At 65.7% G+C, this 20,234-nt stretch carries 22 protein-coding genes and 1 tRNA gene; 2 read left to right on the plus strand and 21 right to left on the minus strand.

The genetic code is table 11. The features are described from left to right. Positions 1-22: 22 nt before the first annotated feature. A complete protein-coding gene (locus ABIB35_RS15915) occupies positions 23-1,603 on the plus strand; it encodes an alpha/beta hydrolase (RefSeq protein WP_354182701.1) in 1,581 nt (526 codons plus the stop codon). Positions 1,604-1,773: 170 nt separating this feature from the next. Beyond that, positions 1,774-1,849, plus strand: a tRNA-Thr gene (locus tag ABIB35_RS15920). A 121-nt stretch (positions 1,850-1,970) separates the two neighbouring features. Here the strand turns inward: ABIB35_RS15920 and csrA are convergent. The 21 genes from csrA to fliG form a co-directional block, all read right to left on the minus strand. Further along, a complete protein-coding gene (gene csrA / locus ABIB35_RS15925) occupies positions 1,971-2,240 on the minus strand; it encodes a carbon storage regulator CsrA (RefSeq protein WP_354182702.1) in 270 nt (89 codons plus the stop codon). A gap of 94 nt (positions 2,241-2,334) precedes the next feature. Further along, positions 2,335-3,261, minus strand: coding sequence for a hypothetical protein (locus ABIB35_RS15930; protein WP_354182703.1), 927 nt, complete (start codon positions 3,259-3,261; stop codon positions 2,335-2,337). Then, entirely contained in the window at positions 3,236-5,284 is a 2,049-nt protein-coding gene (locus ABIB35_RS15935; RefSeq protein WP_354182704.1) for a flagellar biosynthesis protein FlhA, read from the minus strand. The genes ABIB35_RS15930 and ABIB35_RS15935 overlap by 26 nt, the downstream gene beginning before the upstream one ends. Next, positions 5,281-6,411: an EscU/YscU/HrcU family type III secretion system export apparatus switch protein gene (locus ABIB35_RS15940; protein WP_354182705.1), complete on the minus strand. Its 1,131-nt coding sequence runs from the start codon at positions 6,409-6,411 to the stop codon at positions 5,281-5,283. Before ABIB35_RS15940 ends, ABIB35_RS15935 begins: the two co-directional genes overlap by 4 nt. Further along, positions 6,412-7,170, minus strand: a complete 759-nt coding sequence (locus tag ABIB35_RS15945) for a flagellar biosynthetic protein FliR (protein WP_354182706.1) — start codon at positions 7,168-7,170, stop codon at positions 6,412-6,414. Continuing rightward, positions 7,170-7,445 (minus strand): flagellar biosynthesis protein FliQ, encoded by a 276-nt coding sequence (fliQ, locus tag ABIB35_RS15950; protein ID WP_354182707.1) that lies wholly within the window; start codon positions 7,443-7,445, stop codon positions 7,170-7,172. Before fliQ ends, ABIB35_RS15945 begins: the two co-directional genes overlap by 1 nt. Next, positions 7,445-8,296: a flagellar type III secretion system pore protein FliP gene (fliP, locus tag ABIB35_RS15955; protein ID WP_354182708.1), complete on the minus strand. Its 852-nt coding sequence runs from the start codon at positions 8,294-8,296 to the stop codon at positions 7,445-7,447. The genes fliQ and fliP overlap by 1 nt, the downstream gene beginning before the upstream one ends. Next, on the minus strand, positions 8,293-8,754 hold the full coding sequence (locus ABIB35_RS15960; protein WP_354182709.1) for a FliO/MopB family protein: 462 nt from the start codon (positions 8,752-8,754) through the stop codon (positions 8,293-8,295). The genes fliP and ABIB35_RS15960 overlap by 4 nt, the downstream gene beginning before the upstream one ends. After that, on the minus strand, positions 8,755-9,450 hold the full coding sequence (gene fliN, locus ABIB35_RS15965; RefSeq protein ID WP_354182710.1) for a flagellar motor switch protein FliN: 696 nt from the start codon (positions 9,448-9,450) through the stop codon (positions 8,755-8,757). After that, complete coding sequence (locus tag ABIB35_RS15970) at positions 9,447-10,355, minus strand: flagellar motor switch protein FliM (protein WP_354182711.1); 909 nt, start codon at positions 10,353-10,355, stop codon at positions 9,447-9,449. Before ABIB35_RS15970 ends, fliN begins: the two co-directional genes overlap by 4 nt. A 69-nt stretch (positions 10,356-10,424) precedes the next feature. Next, positions 10,425-11,360 (minus strand): OmpA/MotB family protein, encoded by a 936-nt coding sequence (locus ABIB35_RS15975; protein WP_354182712.1) that lies wholly within the window; start codon positions 11,358-11,360, stop codon positions 10,425-10,427. Next, on the minus strand, positions 11,357-12,163 hold the full coding sequence (locus ABIB35_RS15980) for a motility protein A (RefSeq protein ID WP_354182713.1): 807 nt from the start codon (positions 12,161-12,163) through the stop codon (positions 11,357-11,359). Before ABIB35_RS15980 ends, ABIB35_RS15975 begins: the two co-directional genes overlap by 4 nt. Next, positions 12,163-12,480: a flagellar FlbD family protein gene (locus ABIB35_RS15985; RefSeq protein ID WP_354182714.1), complete on the minus strand. Its 318-nt coding sequence runs from the start codon at positions 12,478-12,480 to the stop codon at positions 12,163-12,165. The genes ABIB35_RS15980 and ABIB35_RS15985 overlap by 1 nt, the downstream gene beginning before the upstream one ends. Before the next feature lie 129 nt (positions 12,481-12,609). Further along, positions 12,610-13,776, minus strand: a complete 1,167-nt coding sequence (locus ABIB35_RS15990; RefSeq protein ID WP_354182715.1) for a flagellar hook protein FlgE — start codon at positions 13,774-13,776, stop codon at positions 12,610-12,612. A 12-nt stretch (positions 13,777-13,788) separates the two neighbouring features. After that, entirely contained in the window at positions 13,789-14,316 is a 528-nt protein-coding gene (locus ABIB35_RS15995) for a flagellar hook assembly protein FlgD (protein WP_354182716.1), read from the minus strand. A 21-nt stretch (positions 14,317-14,337) separates the two neighbouring features. Continuing rightward, the gene (locus tag ABIB35_RS16000) at positions 14,338-16,119 is read right to left on the minus strand and encodes a flagellar hook-length control protein FliK (protein WP_354182717.1); all 1,782 of its coding nucleotides are present in this window, start codon (positions 16,117-16,119) and stop codon (positions 14,338-14,340) included. Further along, positions 16,116-16,808, minus strand: a complete 693-nt coding sequence (locus ABIB35_RS16005) for a C40 family peptidase (RefSeq protein WP_354182718.1) — start codon at positions 16,806-16,808, stop codon at positions 16,116-16,118. The genes ABIB35_RS16000 and ABIB35_RS16005 overlap by 4 nt, the downstream gene beginning before the upstream one ends. Beyond that, positions 16,805-17,239 (minus strand): flagellar FliJ family protein, encoded by a 435-nt coding sequence (locus ABIB35_RS16010; protein ID WP_354182719.1) that lies wholly within the window; start codon positions 17,237-17,239, stop codon positions 16,805-16,807. The genes ABIB35_RS16005 and ABIB35_RS16010 overlap by 4 nt, the downstream gene beginning before the upstream one ends. Further along, a complete protein-coding gene (locus ABIB35_RS16015; protein WP_354182720.1) occupies positions 17,236-18,567 on the minus strand; it encodes a FliI/YscN family ATPase in 1,332 nt (443 codons plus the stop codon). The genes ABIB35_RS16010 and ABIB35_RS16015 overlap by 4 nt, the downstream gene beginning before the upstream one ends. Continuing rightward, positions 18,564-19,178 (minus strand): FliH/SctL family protein, encoded by a 615-nt coding sequence (locus ABIB35_RS16020; protein WP_354182721.1) that lies wholly within the window; start codon positions 19,176-19,178, stop codon positions 18,564-18,566. The genes ABIB35_RS16015 and ABIB35_RS16020 overlap by 4 nt, the downstream gene beginning before the upstream one ends. After that, a complete protein-coding gene (fliG, locus tag ABIB35_RS16025; RefSeq protein ID WP_354182755.1) occupies positions 19,168-20,166 on the minus strand; it encodes a flagellar motor switch protein FliG in 999 nt (332 codons plus the stop codon). The genes ABIB35_RS16020 and fliG overlap by 11 nt, the downstream gene beginning before the upstream one ends. Positions 20,167-20,234: the final 68 nt, after the last annotated feature.

Here is a 20,234-nt window from a genome sequence, read left to right on the forward strand (position 1 = left end):
ACACCACGCCACAGGAGCAATAATGACCCCAGCCCGCCGCCGTTCTCCCCGATTGGCGCTGGCCGCAGCGTCCGCCGTCGTTCTACTCTCCGGCGTCGCCGCCTGTACAGGGGACACAGCGCCGGAGGATACTGCCGCGTCGTCGTCGTCGGCCGCGCCCACCTCCGCCGCGGCGGAGGTGATTGGCGAGGTTCCCGAGGATCTGCTGCCCTATTACAGCCAGGAAGTGACCTGGGGAGAGTGTGCGGACAGTTCACCGACGGGCTTGAAATGCGCCACCGTGGACGTTCCGATGGACTACGCGGACCCGTCCGGCGAGAGCATTGAACTGGCTGTCATCCTGGCGCAATCCAGCGACGGCGCGCAGGGCACTATCCTGCTTAATCCCGGCGGACCCGGCGGTTCGGGCTACGACATTGTCAGTGAATCCGTGGACTACGTGACCACAGACCGGCTGCGGGAGAACTTCAATGTGCTGGGCTTTGATCCGCGCGGCGTTGGCCGTTCCACCCCGGTGGAATGCCTCACTGATGCCGAGATGGATGCCCTCCGCGAGGAGTATTACGACCCCGCCACGCCGGCCGGGTTGGAAGCCGCACGTGCCGATGCGCAGGAGCTGGCGGATAAGTGCGCGCAGAAGACGGGCGAGCTGCTCGGTTTCGTGGACACCGTCAGCGCGGCCAGGGACATGGACATCCTGCGGGCGGTGGCCGGCGATGAGCAGTTGAATTATCTGGGTTTCTCCTACGGCACCTTCCTGGGAGCCACCTACGCCGAACTGTTTCCGGACAAGGTGGGCCGCATGGTCCTCGACGGCGGACTGGATCCCTCCGCCAGTAACGAAGAAATCACCCTCGGTCAGGCGGAAGGTTTCGAAAACGCCATCCGCGCCTATGTGGAGGACTGCCTGAGCTCCGCCAACTGCCCTCTCTCCGGCACCACGGACCAGGCCATAGAGACCATCCGGGACCTGATTGCCTCCGTCGAGGCCAGTCCTATGACCGCCAAGGACGGACGGACCGTCACAGTGTCCACCTTCGTCACCGGTCTCATTGTCCCGCTGTACAACTCCGACAACTGGCCGGTCCTCACCCAGGCGCTTGAGGCCGCCCTGCAGGGAGACCCGTCGGCCATGTTGTATCTGGCCGATCTCAACGCCGACCGGCAGCCCGACGGAACCTACGCGTCCAACACCACGGTGGCGTTCAGCGCCATCAACTGCCTGGATTATCCGATGACCGCAGATGATGAGCAGATGGCGCTGGACGCCAAACGGTTGGAAAAGGCCTCCCCCACCATCGGCAAGTTCCTGGGGTACGGCGGCATCACGTGTGAGCCCTGGCCCTATGAACCGGTCAACACTCCGCACGAAATCAACGCACCCGGTGCCGCTGATCTGCTGGTTATCGGCACCACCGGAGACCCTGCCACCCCGTACCAGTGGTCCGTTGCCCTGGCCGAGCAGCTTGAATCCGCCACCCTGGTGACCTGGGAGGGCGAGGGCCACACCGCGTACGGGCGGGGCGACGAGTGCATCGCGAACACGGTGGACGACTACTTCATTGACGGCACAGTCCCCGCCGAGGGCAAGGTCTGCTCCTAGCCCTTCCCCGAAGAGCTGCCCCGCCGATCTGCGGCCGGTCAGCTCTTGGCCTGGAGCGGTGGCGTCCGTAGTGTTCTATGCGGCGCCCAGGTCCTCGTTTTGACCAGTCGCCCTGCGGCATATAAAGTAGTTCCTTGTGGATTCTGCCCGTTAGCGGACGGGTGAAGCCCGCCTCCTTAGCTCAGTTGGTAGAGCGTCTCACTCGTAATGAGAAGGTCGCCAGTTCGATTCTGGCAGGAGGCTCCACAGGAAAAGACGAAATATCCCCTGGAACTCTTTGGAGTTCCAGGGGATTTTTTGTTGGGGACAGCCCGGGTTATTCCCTGCCGTTTCAGGCCAGCTGGCAAAGCTAAACGCTAGGAGTCCCTCACGGCTGATCGAGTGGCGCGGAGGGTTTGGAGGCCACCGGCCTGGCTGCAAGCATGGCCTTAATCCGCTCTTCGGCGTCGGGTGCCGTATCCACAGCAGCCACATTGGCTTCTTCCACGGCACGCAGGACTTCCTGCCGCTGGATCTTCACTCCGCGGGGAGCATCAATGCCGATGCGTACGCCGTCGCCCCGCCCTTCAAGGACGGTGATGACGATATCGTCTCCGATCAGGATCTGTTCGCCTGATTTGCGCGTTAGGACCAGCATTGGCCCACTCTATCCCACGCCTCTGCTGACGCCCCGGACAGTGACTTCCCCCGTGACCTCCCCAGCGTCCTTCCCCGTCCCGCCTCCCGAAGCATCATGACAGCACCGGAGCAGGAGCAGGTCCCCCGTCGAGCCATCCGATGGGCAGGCCAAGCGCGTTCACGGTCTGCGGAGTTGCCGTCGCTTCGAGGCCTTCCACCGCCAGCGCCTCCACGTTGGCGGCGGCCCTAACCGCCCCCACCCACGCAGCCGTATCGTCAGGTTTTCGGCCGGCGTCGGCCACCACCCATAGCTGGTCCGCAGACAACGCCGCAACCAGCGTCGTATGCCTCCCCAGTTCAGTGGCACCCCGGCCCAGGCTGTAGGCCAGGAAGATGCCGTAGCCGCCCATCACCCCGGCGGCCCGCGCTGCAGCCACCGCACGCCGGTCGCCGGCCATGACGACGTCGTCGGGAGTCACCAGTCCGGCGGCGCGAACACCGGATGCCCCCGCACCGACGGCACGGGACATGGATCGGCACACTTCAAGCGCGTCCTCCCCCAGCCCCACCACCATTACCAGGTCACCTGCTCCGGACAGCGGGGCCGGCGCTGAGCGGATGCGCTGCACTGGCTCCGGAACCGAAATCAGGGCCACCGGATTTGCCGGAACGTCAGCGGTTTCGGTGCTGAAGGTCAGCGTGTCCATGAGTTCCGCAAAGGCAGGCGATGCCGTGGACACAGCGGCGGAGCCCTCGCCGGCGGGATCCTGAAGGCGTGCTTCAGCCTGCTCGGCCCGGTCCAACAGCGCCGATATCCCGGCATCCTTACGCGCGTCGGGCTCTCCTGGTGCACGACGGCGGCCTCGGGGCGGCAGCTGAACCGTCACCTCATAGTGGTGGCGGGCGAGAAACCCGCCGATGCCCCCGATTGTCACCTTTTCGGCGGCAATGATCCGCGCAAGCGGGCCGTGCTCGGCCAGCACCTGTGCCTTCAGCGCGTCAATCGACGGGCCTTCAAGCTGAAATCGTCTCGGTTCCACGGACCACCCCCACTGTCTCAATGTTGACGTTAGCCGCTGTGACCTCCGAATACGAAAGAACCGGCAGTCCTCCCGTTTGCGGCGCCACCATCCGGCGGATGGCCGGGCGCAGGGCCGGCGCACACACGAGCACCGCCGCATAACCGGCGTTTTCCGCCCCCGCAACAGCAGCCTTGAGCGATGCCATGACCGCGTCGATGCGCGCCGGATCCAGGAGGATCTGGGTCCCCTGGTCCGATGGACGCAGGGCCTCCAGCATGGTCTGTTCCAGTCCCGGGTCGATCATAATCACGCGCAGCACGTTCCGGTCGATGTACTGGGCGGTCAGGGCCGGACCCAGCGCCTGGCGCGCAACTTCCACCAGCTGCTCGGGATCGGGGGAAATCTTGGCGCGCAGCAGCAGCGACTCGTAGATGCGCGGAAGGTCGTTGATGGGGATCTGTTCCGCCAGCAGCCCCTGCAGCACCCGCTGCACCTCGGCCAGCGACATCACCCCGGGAATAAGTTCGTCCACAGCGGAGGGGTTCACCTGTTTGACCCCTTCGGTCAGTATCCGCACGTCCTCGCGGGAAAGCAGCCGGGCGGCATTGGCGGTGATGACGGCGGAAAGGTGCGTCACCAGAACCGAAACCCTGTCGATCACCGTCGCTCCGGACATTTCCGCCGCGTGGCGCATCTCGTTCGGCACCCATTTGCCGGCCAGGCCGAAGACCGGCTCAACAGTGGCGGTTCCGGGCAGGCTTTCGAGGTGATCGCCCAGGGCCAGGACCTTACCGGCCGGCGCTTCGCCGCGCCCCGCCTCCACTCCCGCAATGCGGATGACGTAGGTGGCGGAGGGAAGGTCCACGCTGTCCCGGGTGCGCACGGGCGGAACCACGATGCCAAGTTCCAGAGCGATTTTCCGCCGCAGCGAGCGGACCCGGGCCAGGAGGTCGTCCGAACCGCCGGTGACAATGCCGACCAGATCCGGAGCCAGCATGATCTCCAGCGCATGGACCCGCATCTGTTCGATCAGGTCCTCCGTGGTTTCCGCCGGTGGTTCGTTGAGCTGGGCCAGCGCGGTTTCCTTGCTGGCTTCCTCGGCGGCCTCGCTGACCTTGATCCGCTGGGAGATAAAGATGAGCAGCGCACCGATGATGATGAACGGGATCTTCGGCATCCCCGGAATCAGCGCCATGACGATGGCCGCGCCGCCGGCAATCATCAGCGCGTTGCGGGACTGGCTCAGCTGTGCCGATGCCGTCGATCCCATGTCCGCTTCGGCATTGGACCGGGTAACGATCATGCCGGTGGAAACGGCCATCAGCAGGGCCGGTATCTGGGTTACGAGACCGTCGCCGATGGTCAGGAGGCTGTAGGTGCCCACTGATTCGCCAATGTCCATGCCCCGCTGGAGCATGCCGATGGCGATGCCGCCGATGAGGTTGATGATGATGATGATCAGGCCGGCGATCGCGTCGCCCTTGACGAACTTTGAGGCACCGTCCATGGCTCCGTAGAAGTCCGCCTCGGCGGAGACCTCAGCCCTTCGCTCCCGTGCCTGCGTGTCAGTGATCAGCCCTGCGTTCAGGTCGGCGTCGATGGCCATCTGCTTGCCCGGCATCGCATCCAGGGTGAAGCGGGCGCCCACTTCGGCAACCCGCTCCGCACCCTTGGTGACAACGACAAACTGGATGACCACCAGGATCAGGAAGATCACGGCACCGATAATCAGCGAACCGCCCACAGCCACGTGCCCAAAGGCCTCAATCACCTGCCCGGCGTATCCCTCCCCCAGCACCAGGCGCGTGGACGCAACGTTCAGGCCCAGCCGGAACAGTGTGGCCACGAGCAGGAGCGAGGGGAACACGGAGAAGTCCAGCGGCTTGCGCACGAACATCGTGGTCAGCAGGATGACCAGGGCCAGCAGGATGTTGATGATGATGAGGATGTCCAGCAGGCCGGCGGGAATCGGAACGACCAGCAGCAGGATGATGCCGATGACGCCTACTGGTACTGCAATTTTGACGAGGTTCGACTTCACGTCGCCGCCTTACGGTGGATGGGTCTGGAAGTAGCGGGTGGTGTCTGCGGGGCCGCCATGGTGTGCACTCCGGATGTTGAACCGCGGCTCTTCAGGGCCATGACGAATGCCAGGATCCGTGCGACGGCGTTGTAGAGCTCCGGCGGGATCTCTTGGCCCAGGTCGCATGCCGCGTGCAGCGCGCGTGCCAGCGGTATGTCGCGGACCATGGGGACCTGCTGTGTTTCAGCTTCCTCGCGGATGCGGGTGGCAATGGTGCCGGCTCCTTTGGCCACCACCCGCGGTGCTGATTTGCCCGGCTCGTATTTCAGGGCCACTGCCACGTGCGTCGGATTCACCAGAACGACGTCGGCGTCGGCAACCGCGGCAATCATGCGGTTTCTACTCATGGCCAGCTGCCGCGAACGGCGCTGGGACTTGATCAGCGGGTCGCCTTCCATGTTCTTGTTTTCATCCTTGACCTCCTTCAAGGTCATCCGGGTCTTTTTCCGGTTCCGCTTCTGGACCACGAAAATATCCGCAACGGCCAGAACCAGGCCGGCGGCAACAGCGGCCTGCAGCAGCGAGCCCGTTCCCCCGGCGGCGGCTTCCAGCACCGAGGACACCGGCAGTCCACCGGCGGTGGTGAGCACCGGCATCAGCCCCTGGATCACCATGTACAGGACCAGTCCAACGACCGCGGTCTTCAACAGGGCCTTCACTCCCTGCCACAGTGCCTGCGTGCCGAACACGCGCTTCATCCCGTTGACCAGGTTGAACTGCTCGAACTTGCCCTTGAACTTCTTGAAGTGGATGCCGCCCTGCAGGGCTGCGGTTAGGAGGACCGCGGCCGCGACAACGCCCAGCAGCGGCCCCAGAATGAATCCGAGCGCGCCCAGTCCCTCGCCGAGCAGGGTCAGCGCCAGCAGCGGATCCGGGTTTGCGGTGATGGCGTCCACTCCCAGCAGTCCTTCGGACCCGGCCTGTGCGCCGCGGTTGATGGTCATCGGAATCATCAGTGCCGCGACTCCGACCCCAATCCATGCCGTGAGGTCCTCCGAGCGGGACAGCTGCCCCTTGGAGCGCACTTCCTTCATGCGCTTGGGAGTGGCTTGTTCAGTCCGTTCTCCGGTGCCTTCCTCAGCCACCTAGCCCACTCCCGTCAGGGCTCTGACGGCCTGCTGTGTGATGGCAGCAACGAGGCGCGGCAGGGCAACAAAGACCACCCCGGCCAGCGTGAGCGTCAGCAGGATCTTCAGGGGGAAGCCCAGGGCAAAGGCGTTCAGCGCCGGTGCCACCCGTGTCAGCAGCCCCAGCCCGGCGTCCGCCAGGAACAGGACCACCAGCAGCGGACCGGCAATCTGCACGGCTGCCACGAACATTTGGGACACCCCGGACACCAGGGTGGACACCGGATCGGCAAGAGCTATTCCTCCTCCGAGCGGCAGGGCCGTGAAGCTGCGGACCAGCCCGCCGATGATCAGCTGGTAGCCGTCAGATGCGAAGAGGAGCGCCAGCGCCGTCAGCTGGAAGAGGCGGGTGAACTGGGCGCCGTTGACCATGGACTGCGGGTCGAAGGCTTGGGCGAGGCTGAACCCGCCAAAAAGGTCAATCAGGTTTCCCGCGGACTGCAGGGCGGCGAAAATAACGAGCACCAGGAATCCCAGCACGAATCCCACCCCCAGTTCCAGGATCAGTGCCGTGAAGTAGGCGGCCGTGCCGAGCGATGTGTAGCCCTCGCTGGCCACCGGTGCGACGGCAAGGGCGAGGCCGATGCCCAGCATGGCCTTTACCCGGGCGGGGAAGGCGTTGTAGGAAAAGGGCGGTGCCACCACCAGGAACGCGACCATTCGCGCGCCGGCCAGCATGACCGCCTCCAGCCACTCCTGGTTGACGCTGATGCCCATCAGCCGCCGCCCAGCAAGTGCGGAATTTTGGCGAACATTTCGTTGGTGAAGGAGACCATCTCGGAGATCATCCAGTGCCCGCACACGAGCAGGGCGATGCCGACGGCGATGGCCTTGGGCACGAAGGAGAGCGTGACTTCCTGGATTTGGGTAATGGACTGGATCAGGGACACCGCAAACCCCACGACGAGCGCCGTGATGAGCACCGGTGCCGACAGTTTCGCGGCGACCCACAGTCCCTGAAGCCCAATGTCCAGGACCGAATTGGTATCCATCAGGTACCGCCCTGATAACTGTTGATGAGGGATGTGATGATCAGTCCCCAACCGTCAACCAGGATGAAGAGCAGGATCTTGAACGGCAGCGAAATCATCACCGGCGGGAGCATCATCATGCCCATGGACATGAGGGCCGCGGACACAACCAGGTCAATGACCAGGAACGGAATGAAGATGACGAAACCGATGATGAAGGCTGCGCGCAGCTCGGAAATCATGAACGCGGGAATCAGCGTCAGCAGCGGAACGTCCTGCGGGCTCTCCGGGTTCTCACGGTTCGCCGCGCGGGTCATGAGCGCCACGTCTTCTTCTCTGGTGTGGGCCAGCATGAACTGCTGCAGGGGTCCGGAGCCGGTGTCCAGTGCACCGTCGAAGGTGAGGTCACCGTTGAGGAAGGGTTGCACGGCAAGCGTATTAATCTCCGCCAGGACCGGCCCCATGATGAACAGGGACAGGAACAGTGCCAGTCCGGTCAACACCTGGTTCGGCGGGATCGACGGCAGCGACAGGGCGTTGCGGGTCATGGCCAGCACCACGAAGATCTTCGTGAAGGACGTCATCATCAGCAGCAGTGCCGGGGCCACTGACAGCAGCGTGATCCCGATCAGTGTGACCACCGCGGTGGATGGTCCGCCGTCGGCACCGTTGATGTCGATGCTCAGGCCTTCGCCGTCGTCGGGCGCGGAAGGGTCGGTGGGGGCCGCTGGGTCCGCGGGCGGCAGCGGGTCGAACGTCACAGCGTGCGACGGCGCCGCAGCGGCCAGCGAAAGTGCCAGCAGGATGCCGAACACAAGCAGGGCGAGGGCAAGGAATCCGGCAAGCCGTGGACGGTGGAGTGCGGTCTTCACCCGTTCCTGCCCCGGCGGAGGGCAGCGGCGGTTTGCCGCCAGGTGGCGGGCGAAAGGACGGAACCGGCTAGGAGCGGATTCGCGGCGTCCGGCTGGCCGTTCAGGGCGTGGGCGGGCCCCTCGGCGCGGCGCCGCGGACCGGCGCTGCGCTGGCCCGGGTTGTGGACTGCCGCTTCAAGGTGCGCCTCGAAGCTGGCCTGCGGCAGGAGTTCCGCCTCGGAGGTGTGCAGGACGTTCACGGAAGCTTCAGTGACACCGAGCAGGAAGCGCTGCCCGCCGGTCTCCATCACCACTACCGATGCCTTGGGCGTGATGGCCTGCCGGGACACGACGCGGACCAGCGGCTCGGCGCCGGAGGCCCGCGCGCTGCGGGTCAGCCGCCGCTGAAACCACCAGACCAGGGCCAGGACCGCACCGAGCGAAACCACGACCCGGAGGATCAGGGCGAGTGTTTCCACCTAGCTGAGGCCTTCGGCAACGTCGAGGATCTTGGTGATGCGGACGGCGTAGTCCTGGTCAATGACCACCACCTCGCCGTTGGCGATCAGACGCCCGTTCAGGAGGATGTCGGCGGGTGCTCCGGCGGAACGGTCAAGCTCCACCACCCGTCCCGGTTCCAGGTTCAGGACGTCGCGGACGGCCATCCGGGTGTGGCCAATGGCCACGGTCAGAGCCATTTCGACGTTGTTGATGCGGCTGAGCTTGCCGGCCATGGCGGCGTCGTTGGCATTTCCGTGGGGAGTGTCGCGCAGCCGGATGGCAAACCATCCGGCTCGGCCATCGGGCCCGTGCAGTTCAAAAACCACGGTGGACGGGTGGCTGAAGAGCGCTGAGGCGTCATCAATATGGGTGTCGCCCAGGACTCCGACGCCGAGCGTTGAACCCGCGGCCTCCAGTGCCGGACGCAGGATGTCCGCTTCCGATAGGAACGGGGACGGGGAGCCGGCGATGTCGGCGAGGGGGGTGCTGCTGTCGAGCACCAGCGCCAGGTCCGCTGATTCGGACCCCACGAAGGACGCTGTGACGGCCTGGGCCACTTCCTCGAGCGGCATGCCGCTGCCGGGAAACGGCAGCGGCTCCAACACGATGGAAGTGGGCAGCAGACGGACAAGTGCCGATGCGGCGTCTGTGTGCAGGGATGTGGCGATGCTCATTTTTTACTCTCCTCGGTACTGACGATGACGCCGGCCAGGCGTGACCCGCTGGATCCTGCCGCGGCCTGGGCCAGGCGGTGGCCTCCGACCGTTACGTTCAGCGGGCGGTGACGGGGATGGCCAAGGTTCAGGACATCGCCGACGGCAAGGTTCAGGACCATTGCCGGTTTCACCGGGATGGAATCCAGCTGCAGCAGGACCTCCACCGGGACGTGGGCGAGTTGCCCGCGGATCAGTTCCGCCGGCGGCGCGGACGATCCGGCGCTTCCCACGGGGTCGAGCTGCGGCAGCAGGGCGCCGGCAGGAATGGCAACGGTGGCCGGGGCCACATTGTCGCCCACCACCATTTCGAAGGTCGCCACGATCATGGGGTCGGCCGATGCCGCCGCCTGGGCGAACTGGGAGTTGTACTGAATGGATGCCGGGGTCATCGGCGAGCGCAGCAGTGTTCCCAGGGAATAGTGCAGTCCGTCCAGGGCGTCATCCATGATGCGCCCAAGGAGCGCCTGTTCGATTTGCGTGAACTTCCGTTCCGGCGCCGCCATGGCTCCGGTGGCCCCGAGCATGTGCCCCACCCAGGACAGAGCGGCTGGGGTAGGGAACTGGATAACGGCCTTGGCCCCGATGTTGGGAACGTTGAACAGAACCATTCCGGTGACGGCCGGCAGCCCGGCGGCGTATTCGTCGTAGCTGAGGATCTCCACCCGTTCGCTGGTCACCTGGGACAGCACCCGGATCTTTGCGGTCAACTGGGTGCCCCATTGGCGGGCAAAGGTGTCGAAGGCCATCTCCAGCACCCGGGCGTGCTCCCGGGCCAGGGTGGTGGGACGGCGGAAATCGTAGGCCTCCGGAGAGGCGGCGTTTGCGGGCACGCCAAGGGCAGTTGTTTCATGATGGACCGTCACAAGTGCCACTATCGGCAGCGGGTCCGGAGGCGTAAGCCGTTCGCACCCGCTTTCGGGTGCCCCGCCCGGCTAGTGCTGCCCGCCGGCCGGCTGGACAGCGGGTTGAGTAGCCGGCGGGGTAGCGGACGGCTGCGGGGCCGCAGGCTGTCCGGCCGGCCCACCCGAGACGATTCCCGGGATCAACTGCCGAACCTCCTCGGTCTGTCCCGACAGCACCACAATGTCCACCCGGCGGTTTTGAGCCAGTTCAGCCGATGAAGTACCCGGCGTCAACGGGCGGGACTCTCCGAAGCCGACAGCCTTGACGCGGCTAAAATCCACGCCTGATTCCTCCACCAGATAGCGCAGCACCTTGACGGCGCGGGATGAGGAGAGCTCCCAGTCCAGGGCATCATCGGTGATCTGACGCACCTGTGCGGTGTGACCCTCCACGGAGGCGTGGTAGGAGGTGGGGGCGACAATGGGGCCGATCGTCTCCAGAACCGTAACGGCCTGATCGGTGAGATCGGCGGCGTCAGGGGCGAAGAACATCTCTGAACTCACAAGCCGGATGGTCAGGCCGCGGTCATCGATTTCGAACCGCACCGTGTCCTGCAGGCCCTTTTCCTGGAGCCCTGCCCTAATCTGTTCCTGGAGCTCGGTCAGGTCCTGCACCTCCGCGGCGGCAAGCGCTGCGGGATCGGCGGCGTCAGGAATTTCCAGTTCCGATTCCCCCGCCCCGGGCAGGCCGGCATCCGGCTCAACGATTTCCTTGTCGTCCACCTGCTCCGGCGATGCGATGATCCCGACGGCGGTGTCCACTGTGTTGGATTCGACCGCACCGAAACCGGTGGCCAGGGACTCCCTGAGCTGTTCGAATTTCTCCTGATCCACGGTGGACATGGCGAACAGGACAATGAACATGCACATGAGCACCGTCACCATGTCCATGTAGGACGCCATCCAGCGTTCGTCGGGGTGGTTCTCCTCATCCTCTTTGGGCCGACGGCGCCGTGGGGCGCTCATGCCGCCTCATTGGTGTCTTTGATCTTGGGTTCTTTCGGCTCCTTGGCGTCGGCCAGAGCGTGAGCCGGGACCATGGCCCGCAGCCGCTCGCCGAGCAGTCTCGGCTGGCTCCCGGCCTGAAGGGCCAGGACCCCCTCCATGAGCAGGACCATTTCATCGGCTTCCAGGTCAGCCAGCCGCTTCAAACGGGTACTGATCGGCAGCCACAGGAAGTTGGCGGAAAGCAGGCCCCATAGGGTGGCGACAAAAGCGGTGGCAATCATCGGCCCCAGCGTTGCCGGCGTGTCCAGGTTTTCCAGCACGTGGGTCAGCGATACCACGGTGCCGATGATGCCGATCGTCGGGGCGTACCCTCCGAGCGCGTTGTAGAACTTGACGGGCACCTTGTCGGTGGCTGTCTTTGTGGCGATCTCGTCTTCGAGCAGGACCCGCAATTCCTCGCCGTCGGTGCCGTCGGCAATGTTCTGGAGGGCAGTCCGCAGAAAGGGGTTTTCCGCTTCGCCGGCGTCCTTTTCCAAGGCCAGCAGGCCCTCGCTGCGTGCCTTTTCGGCCAGTGAGACCACCGAGGCTATGGTTACCCGAGGATCGGGTGTCTTGCCCGTGAAGGCTCGGGGCAGGGCCCTAATGGACAGGATGAAGTCCTTGAGTGTCCCGCCGGCCAACCCCACGGCAAGCGTCGCCCCGAACACCAGGATCATGGGTGCCGGAAGAAGGATGGCCGTGATGTGGGAGCCCTCTAGGGTGATCATCGCGTAAAGCGACCCAAAGGCCAGAACCAGCCCGATGATTGTTGCGGGATCCATTACATTTTCCTAGGACGAAGTGGCACGGTAACGCCTGCCGGCCGGCTCTCGCCGGAGCGTTCGGTGTCGGAGGCGGAGGGAACGAGACCCAGGGGCTGTCCGGGGCGGAAGTCGCCAGGCAGGATGTCCCGTGCCATGGAGATCACCCGGGCACGGTAGCCGGCGATCAGCTCGATGACTTCGGCGAGGCTTTCTGTGACGATGTACTTGGCGCCGTCGACCATCACCAGAGTGGTATCCGGGGTGGAGTGGATCCGCTCTATGAGGTCCGGATTGATGGCGAACCGGGCATCGTTCAGCCGTGTAAGAACAATCATGAGCCCGTCCCGATCGTAGAGCTGGCTTCAAGAGCCATCACTTCTACATTCGGCTTCCCGACGCTGTTCGTTAGGAAGAGAAAAGCCTCACCGGTCCACTGATGCGGATGGACCGGTGAGGCTTGTCACTTAGCGCTTGAGGTTTGTCAGTTCCTGCAGGACCTCATCGGAGGTGGTGATGATTCGTGCGTTGGCCTGGAAACCACGCTGGGCAACGATCAGGTTGGTGAACTCCTGGGAAAGGTCCACATTGGACATTTCCAGGGAGCCGGACGCCACGGCGCCGTTGCCGCCCACACCGGGACCGCCCACCACGGCTGCACCTGAGTTGGCAGTGGCGACATAGGATGAGCCGCCAACCTTCTCGAGCCCGCCCGGGTTGGTGAAGCCTGCGAGCACAATGCGTCCCAGCGCCTGCTTGGATCCGTTGGAGAAGGACCCAATGAGCGTGCCGTCGGCCGCCATGGCCCAGGAATCCAGGGTTCCAGCGCTGCGGCCGTTCTGGGACGCGACGGCAACCGTGTCGACGTCGGCGTAACCAGTGATCGCGGCGAGGTCCACTGTAACGGCCCCAATGGTGAGGACCGCACCTGCCGGAGCGTTGAGCTTACCGGCGGTGAAGGTCAGGGAGACCGGCGCTGCACCCTCTGCGGCGACGTCCCAGCCGCCGGCCGAGCGTGTGAAGGTTACCTGCACCGGTTCGGAGTTACCGTTGGCGTCGAAGACCTCCAGGTCCCGGACGAGCTTGGTACCAGTCGCGGCGTCTTCGGGCAGGTTTCCGGTAAGTGCCGCATTGGTGGTTGCGGTTGCCGGGGCAATGGCACCGGAGGGAATGGTGAGGTCGGTTAGCGCGCCGCCGGCTGCCACCACGCCGTTTTCCGCTCCCCAGCCCTGGACCAGGCTGCCGTCGGCGGTGACCAGGCGGCCGTTCGCGTCAACGTTGAAGGCGCCGGCACGGGTGTACTGGGTCTGTCCTCCCTGCCGGGTCACGAAGAAGCCGTCGCCGTCGATCATCATGTCGGTCCCTCGTCCGGTCGCCTGAGCCGACCCCTGCGCGAAGTTGGTGCTGATGCCGGCTACCTGCACGCCGAGCCCAACCTGTGCTGGATTGCCGCCACCGGCGTCCACAGCCGGTGCCGTGGCGCCCTGGGTGAGCTGGGACAGCGTGTCCTGGAACTGCACTGCGGTGGCCTTGTAGCCGGAGGTGTTGACGTTGGCGATGTTGTTGCCGGTGACGTCAAGCATGGTCTGGTGCGAACGAAGTCCGGATATGCCGGAGTACAGGGAACGGAGCATGGGAAACGCCTTTCAGCTATTGAGAACGGGAGGTAGGGAAGAACCGGGCGCTGCAGCGGGAGTTTCCCCGTCAGGATCCGGAGTTGGAGCCGGTGGTAGTTCAGGGGGTGGTTCCGCAGGCGGAACCACCGAGGAGTCGACGACGCCGGAGATCCAGTCAAGCTGGATTTCCTTGCCGCCCACGGTCACGGTCGGCACTGCGTTGACGAAGGAAACCGAAGTGGCAACCCCGGTCACTTCCACACCGTCGGGACCCGTGTAGCTAACGGTCCGGCCAATGAGCGCGGCCGCGGAGGTCCTCATCTGCAGGGAGAAGTTTTCCTCGTCCAGCCCGGCCATGGTGGTCAACTGCTCCATCATGGCCAGTTCCGTGGTCTGGGAGATCATCTGGTTGGTGTCCATGGGGGAGCTTGGGTCCTGGTTGCGCAGCTGGGTCACCAGAAGGTGCATAAAGACCTCGCTGTCCATGGTCTGTTTCGGGTTACGGGTAGCTTCAGCGGTTTGGACCCCGCTGGACGCTGACACTGCCTCAATGGGCACGGGCGTTTCTCCTCTTCGTGTTCATGCCATGACATCCAGGGCGGTCGTCGTGCCGGCTAACCCGGAACGTGGGGGTGAAGTTTCATGGCGGCCGGCCGGGACCGGTGCGTTCGCCTGTTCCTCAGCCGGAGCGGCGGGTGTCCTGCCGCTGCGCTCATCAGCCTGCGCCGCGCCGCCGCCGGGGCTGTTCCCCGGGAAGTTCTGGTCAGCAAGCGTCAGCGTTGCCGTTGCCCCGGGGCTGCCGCCGGCCAGATCCCGCCGAAGATCCACGAGAATATGCCGCAGTGCGTCCCGAGCCGTTTCCGTGGGGGCGAACATTTCCACGCGTACGCCATCGCTGCTGATCACGGCGCGGACCGTCACCGGCCCCAGGTTCTCCGGGGTCACGCTGAGCGTCATCACGTGTTCGCCGGCGCCGGCCGCGGCCAGCCGGACCAGCGGCTGGGAAACCTGGTTCAGCAGTTGCTGCGGAGGCGCGGCTGCAGGCGCGTTGGCAGCCGGGGCTGCGGCTGGGACGGCAGCTGGGGCCGACATGGGTGCAGGGGTAATCGGCGGCTGCACCACTGACGCATCCTTGGCTGAAACCTCGAGCCCGGCAAACCCGGATGCATCGGCAGCCGATCCCGGCGCCATGCGTGCGGTGCCGGCCGCAGCCTGAGGTGCGCCGCCGGACAGGACAGTCGCGCCGCCCGGAAGTGCAGTCTGGCCCGGCAGAGGTGATGCTGCCGGGGCCGCCATGGGAGCGGGGGCAACAGGCGGCTGCACCACTGCTGCGTCCTGGGCCGAAGCTTCGAGCCCGGCAAACCCGGATGCTGCGGCGGCCGATACCGGCGCCATGCGTGCGGTGCCGGCCGCAGCCTGAGGTGCGCCGCCGGGCGGGACAGGTGCGCCCGGAAGTGCTGTCTGGACCGGCGGGACAGACGCAGCAGGCGGTGTGGCTTCGCCCGGCAGCGCGGGTGCCGCGGGTGAGGTGGGTGCCGTAGCCTTCGCGGTCACCGCCGAATTGCCCGTAGGGGCGGACCCGGTCGCCGCCGGAAGGAGAACGTCTGGCAGCGCCGTGACCGACGGTGAAGCTGACGGCAAAGCTGACGGTGCACTTGACGGCACCGTTGTGGCTGCTGCGGCGGCCTGCGGGTGGGGCGGAGCGGGAAGAAGGGGTGCGGCCGTATTCGGGGTCGAATCCGTGGTGTTTACTGCGGCCCCTGCCCCGGCCGGGGCGAGGGGACGGTCTTGGCCTGCGGATGCGGGAGCAAGCGCAGCTTCGGAGGCTTCGGCAGCTGTGGGAAGGACAATGGACGGGTTTGAAAGAGCCGGTTCCTCGCCGGCAACGGTCAACGCGGAACCTGCCGCACCGGATGCTGCAGCAACGGGCTCAGGGCCGGAGCCCGGAGCGGGAGGTGCTCCCGGCAGTCCGGTCTCACCCTCCAACATCTGCATCGGCGGCAGCGGCTCGCGGAAGTACCAGCCGATCAGCGACCGGGCCGGGTTGACCAAGGACCCGTCCCAGTTTTCCGTGGCAGGTTTGGCCCCCATTACATCAGCGGATTCCGGCTGAGATGACGCAGCCTCGGGAGAGGCAGATACGGATGCAGAGGTGAAGGCAGTCTCGGATGCAGGTGCAGCGTGTTCCCCCGGTGCCCCAGCTCCTGCCCCGGCACCGGATACGGCTCCGGCAGCCAGTTCCTCTGCAACAGCGGCAAAGGCCGCCGCGGAGGCAGCTGTTCGACCCGAAGGTGCCGAACTGCCTGAATCAGCGCGGGGCGGTACCCCGGCAGCGGCCATGAATCCTGTGGTCAGGCTCATGAGAATGCTCCTGTCAGTGAGGCTTGGGCCGCGCGTGCAGCTGCCACGACGTCGGATACTCCTGCGGGGGCAGCGGAAACCGGCGCCTCGGTCGGCAGGATCCGCCGGATGGTTGTCAGGTTGGCGTCGGTTTCCCATGCATCACGGATTTGGATGGTCTGCCCCGGCTGGGGAGCATCAACAACCTTGCCGTTACCCAGGTAGATCGCCACGTGGCCGCCGTCATGGCTGATCAGCAGGTCGCCCGGCTGGGCCTGGGCCATGGAATCAACCTTGGTGCCGGAGTTCATCTGGTCCCAGGTGACTCGGGGCAGCGAATAGCCCAGGTCCTTGTAGACGTTCTGGACGAACGATGAGCAGTCCAGCCCCACGGCCGGATCATTTCCGCCCCAGACGTACGGCAGTCCCAGGTACTTCTGCACAGCATCCAAGACCTCGCCGGCGGCAGCCGAACCGTTCCCGGATACGGCACCGGTTGCTGAGGCAGCTGTGGCACCTTGGGCGCCCGATGTGCCGGCGGTCAGGGCAGCCAGTGTTGCTGCGAAATCCCCGCTGTTTCCACCGGCGGGCGCCGTCGTCAGATTCACCGGGGCGGCCGGCGCCGATACTGTGGCGGCGGGCACGGCGGAGAGCTGCTGCAGCGTGCTGCGGATTTCCGCTACGCGTCCTATCGCGTCGGTCATGCTCATGACATGGCTTCCTTCTGCCGGCGCTGCCAGGCGGTTCCCGCCAACTCGTCCAGAACGGTTTGTTCCGTCCGTTGATCTTCTGCAGCGACAAAGCCTGCGTGCCGTGCTTCCAGTTTTTCCAGTCCGACGGATTCGGCACGCGCAGCCGAATAAACGTTCTGTGCCGCTCCCGCGTCGGTTTCCAGCCGGGATCCCAATGCGGCGAAATCCGCCAACATGGCCCGGGATGAGGCCCGGGCTGCTGCGACGGCATGCAGCGTGGCACTGTCGGTGGCCATCAAAGGGCTCTCCGTCAGTGACAGGTAGGCTTCTGCCCGCTCTTCAGCGGTCTCCCGGACACGGGTGTTGGCAGCCGCCAGCTTTGCGGCCGCCGCCTCTTCCTGGAGCCGCCGCAGCCTCAGCAGCCCGGCCAGGGGAAAGACGCGGCTCATCGCGGGCTCTCCAGCATCCGGACCAGTTGATGAAGCTGGACCCATGCAGCGTCAGCAGGGGTCTGCTCATCCATGCCCTGCTGAAGGAAGGTGTTGATGGCATCCTGATGGTCCACCGCGGCATCAACCAGCGGGTTGGAGCCGCGCTGATAGGCACCCACATCCAGCAGATCCTGTGCTGCGCGGCGGGCGGCAAGGACCTTTCGAAGTGTTCCGGCCGCCTGCCTGTTCTCCCGGGCGGCAACGCGTGATGCAACACGGGAGATGGAGCCCAGCGCGTCAACGGAGGGAAAGTGGCCGGACACGGCCAGCTTCCGGTCCAGCACCACGTGGCCGTCGAGGATCGATCGGGCGGCGTCGGCGATCGGCTCGTTGTGGTCATCGCCGTCCACCAGGACGGTGTAGATTCCCGTGACTGATCCGTGTTCGCCGGTGCCCGCCCGTTCCAGCAGCTGGGCCAGGAGGGAAAAGGTGGAGGGCGGGTAGCCCCGGGTAGCCGGGGGCTCGCCCGCGGACAGGCCGATCTCGCGCTGCGCCATGGCGACGCGGGTCAAGGAGTCCATCATCAGGACGACGTCGGAACCGCCGTCGCGAAACGACTCAGCAATGCGGGTGGCCAGGAACGCAGCCCGCAGCCGCACCACGGCTGGCTCATCGGAAGTGGATACGACGACGACGGACCGGGCCAGGCCCTCCGCGCCGAGGTCGTCTTCGAGGAACTCACGGACTTCACGGCCGCGCTCCCCCACGAGTGCAATCACGGAAACCTCGCCATCCGTGCCCCGGGCGATCATGGACAGGAGAGACGACTTGCCGACTCCGGAGCCGGCGAACAGCCCCATGCGCTGTCCCTTTCCGACGGTCGTCAAGGTGTCCATGACGCGCACACCCAGCTGCAGGGGGGTGGTGATCCTCGCCCGCTGCATGGCATGCGGACTTTCGTTGTCGAGCGGAACCCGTGGTCCGCTGATCAGCGGCCCCTTACCGTCAATGGGATTACCGAGTCCGTCGATGACGCGGCCCAGCAGGCCGCTCCCGGTCGGAACCAGCAGCGGCCGGCCGAGGGACCGGGCCGGAGTACCCGCGGACAACCCAACAACCCGCCCATACGGCATGCAGCGGATGCCGTCTCGGCTTGCCGCAACGACCTCGGCATGAATGGCCGTGGTTCCCTCACCGACAGTCACAATGTCACCGACACCGGCGTCGAGCCCCGTAATATCCAGGCCAAGCCCCAGGACGGAGGCGACCGAACCCACGCGGGTGGGAGCGGCAGCACGCAGCGCCTCGGCGAAACGCGGCGAGTGGCGGTAGGCAGTGTGAATCATGACGTGCCGCCTGCGAGTGCGGACCGTGCCCGGGCAACGGCGGAGGCCAGTGTGGCGTCCAGGTAGCCATGGGTGAAATCAGTGATGGCGTCCCCGGGGTTCAGTGAGGGGTCCGCCTTTAGCCGGACGTCGGCGGCGGAGATCGTTTCCAGGTCCAGGGCGGCAAGATCGCTCGGATGCAGGCGCACGGCGCGGACCTCGGTGCGGGGCACGTTGACCAGGGCACGTGCCAGAGCGGCCCGGGCCGATGTCTCGGAGTCATCCAGTTCCTGGCCGAGCAGGGCTTCGGCCAGTTCAATTGCCGCTGCTTCCAGATCCTCCTGGATTGTTGCGGCCGCCGGAAGGACGGACTGTTCCAGGCTGCGCACCGCCCGGTTTAGCGCGTCAACGGCACGGCGGATCTCGTCCCGCCCGGCGGCCAGCGCAGCTTCGTGGTCGGCAACCAGCCGGGCACGCAGGAGCTCCGTTTCGGCGGCGGCGGCACGGAGTCCCGCGGCATACCCCGAGGCGTGCCCGCGGGCCTGTTCCTGAGCATTGCCCCGGGGAACGCTCAGGTCCTCCAGCGCGGGGTACGTCATACGGGAATAGGCCGGAGCCGGTTCAACTAACATATTCTTCCTCATCCGCGTGGCGCACGGTAATGATGCCCTGGGCCTCAAGGTCACGGATAACGCGCACAATGGTGGCGCGCGCCTCCTCCACCTGAGACAGCCGGGCCGGGCCCGAGGCGTTGATCTCGTCGTCGAGCATCTCCCGGTTGCGTTCGGAAACGTTGTTGCGGATGCTGTCGGTGACGTTGTCGGGGGCACCCTTCATGGCAAGCGCCAGAATGGTGACATCGATGCCCCGCAGCACGAGCTGGACGTCGCGGCGTTCCAGCTTGACCAGGTCCGCAAAGGTCAGCATCCGTGAACGCACTTCCTCTGCCAGTTCAGGGTCGCGGGTCTCGAGGGCCTCCAGGAGTGCACGCTCTGTCACTGCGTCCGCGCGGTTGATGATGTCCACCAGCGGCTGAATGCCGCCAACGGCATTGGCGGTGTCGCGTGCCGCGCCAACGGCGGCGGCGCGCTCGCGTAGCGTGTCTGCGACGATGCGGACGGCTTCGGGGGTTGCACGGGACATCGTGGCGATGGCCTGGGCAACGTCGGTCCGCAGCGCGCTTCCCAGGCCCGCGAGGATGGCTGATGCATGCTGCGGACGCAGATGTGCCAGAACGAGGGCCACGGTTTGGGCCAGCTCCCCCTCCAGAAGGGAAACGATCTGTGCCGGTTCTGCCCGCTCCAGGAAATCGAAGGAAGCCCCGGCCAGGGACGACGCGAGCCGGTCCATCACGCCGGAGGCACGTTCGCTGCCAAAGGACGCTTCCAGGATCCCCATGGCGACATCCCGTCCTCCGTGCGCCAGATGCTTTCCTTCGGCCGTAAGTTCGTGGAAGTCCAGCAGGATCCGTTCTGCGACGTCCGGAGACACCCGCTTCATCCGCACGATTTCTGCGGCAATCTCCTGGGCCTCGGCTTCGGTGAACTGCTTCATCACACCGGCTGCGCGGCCGGTATCCATCTGCATGAGCACGATGGCAGCCCTGCGGGCCCCGGTCATGGCAGCCACGGCTGCGGCTGCGGGGTCGATGGCGGCATCCGGTCCCGGCACCTGCGCGACGGAGGTGG

This window comes from Arthrobacter sp. UYP6 (assembly GCF_040547315.1).
GTDB lineage: Bacteria > Actinomycetota > Actinomycetes > Actinomycetales > Micrococcaceae > Arthrobacter_B.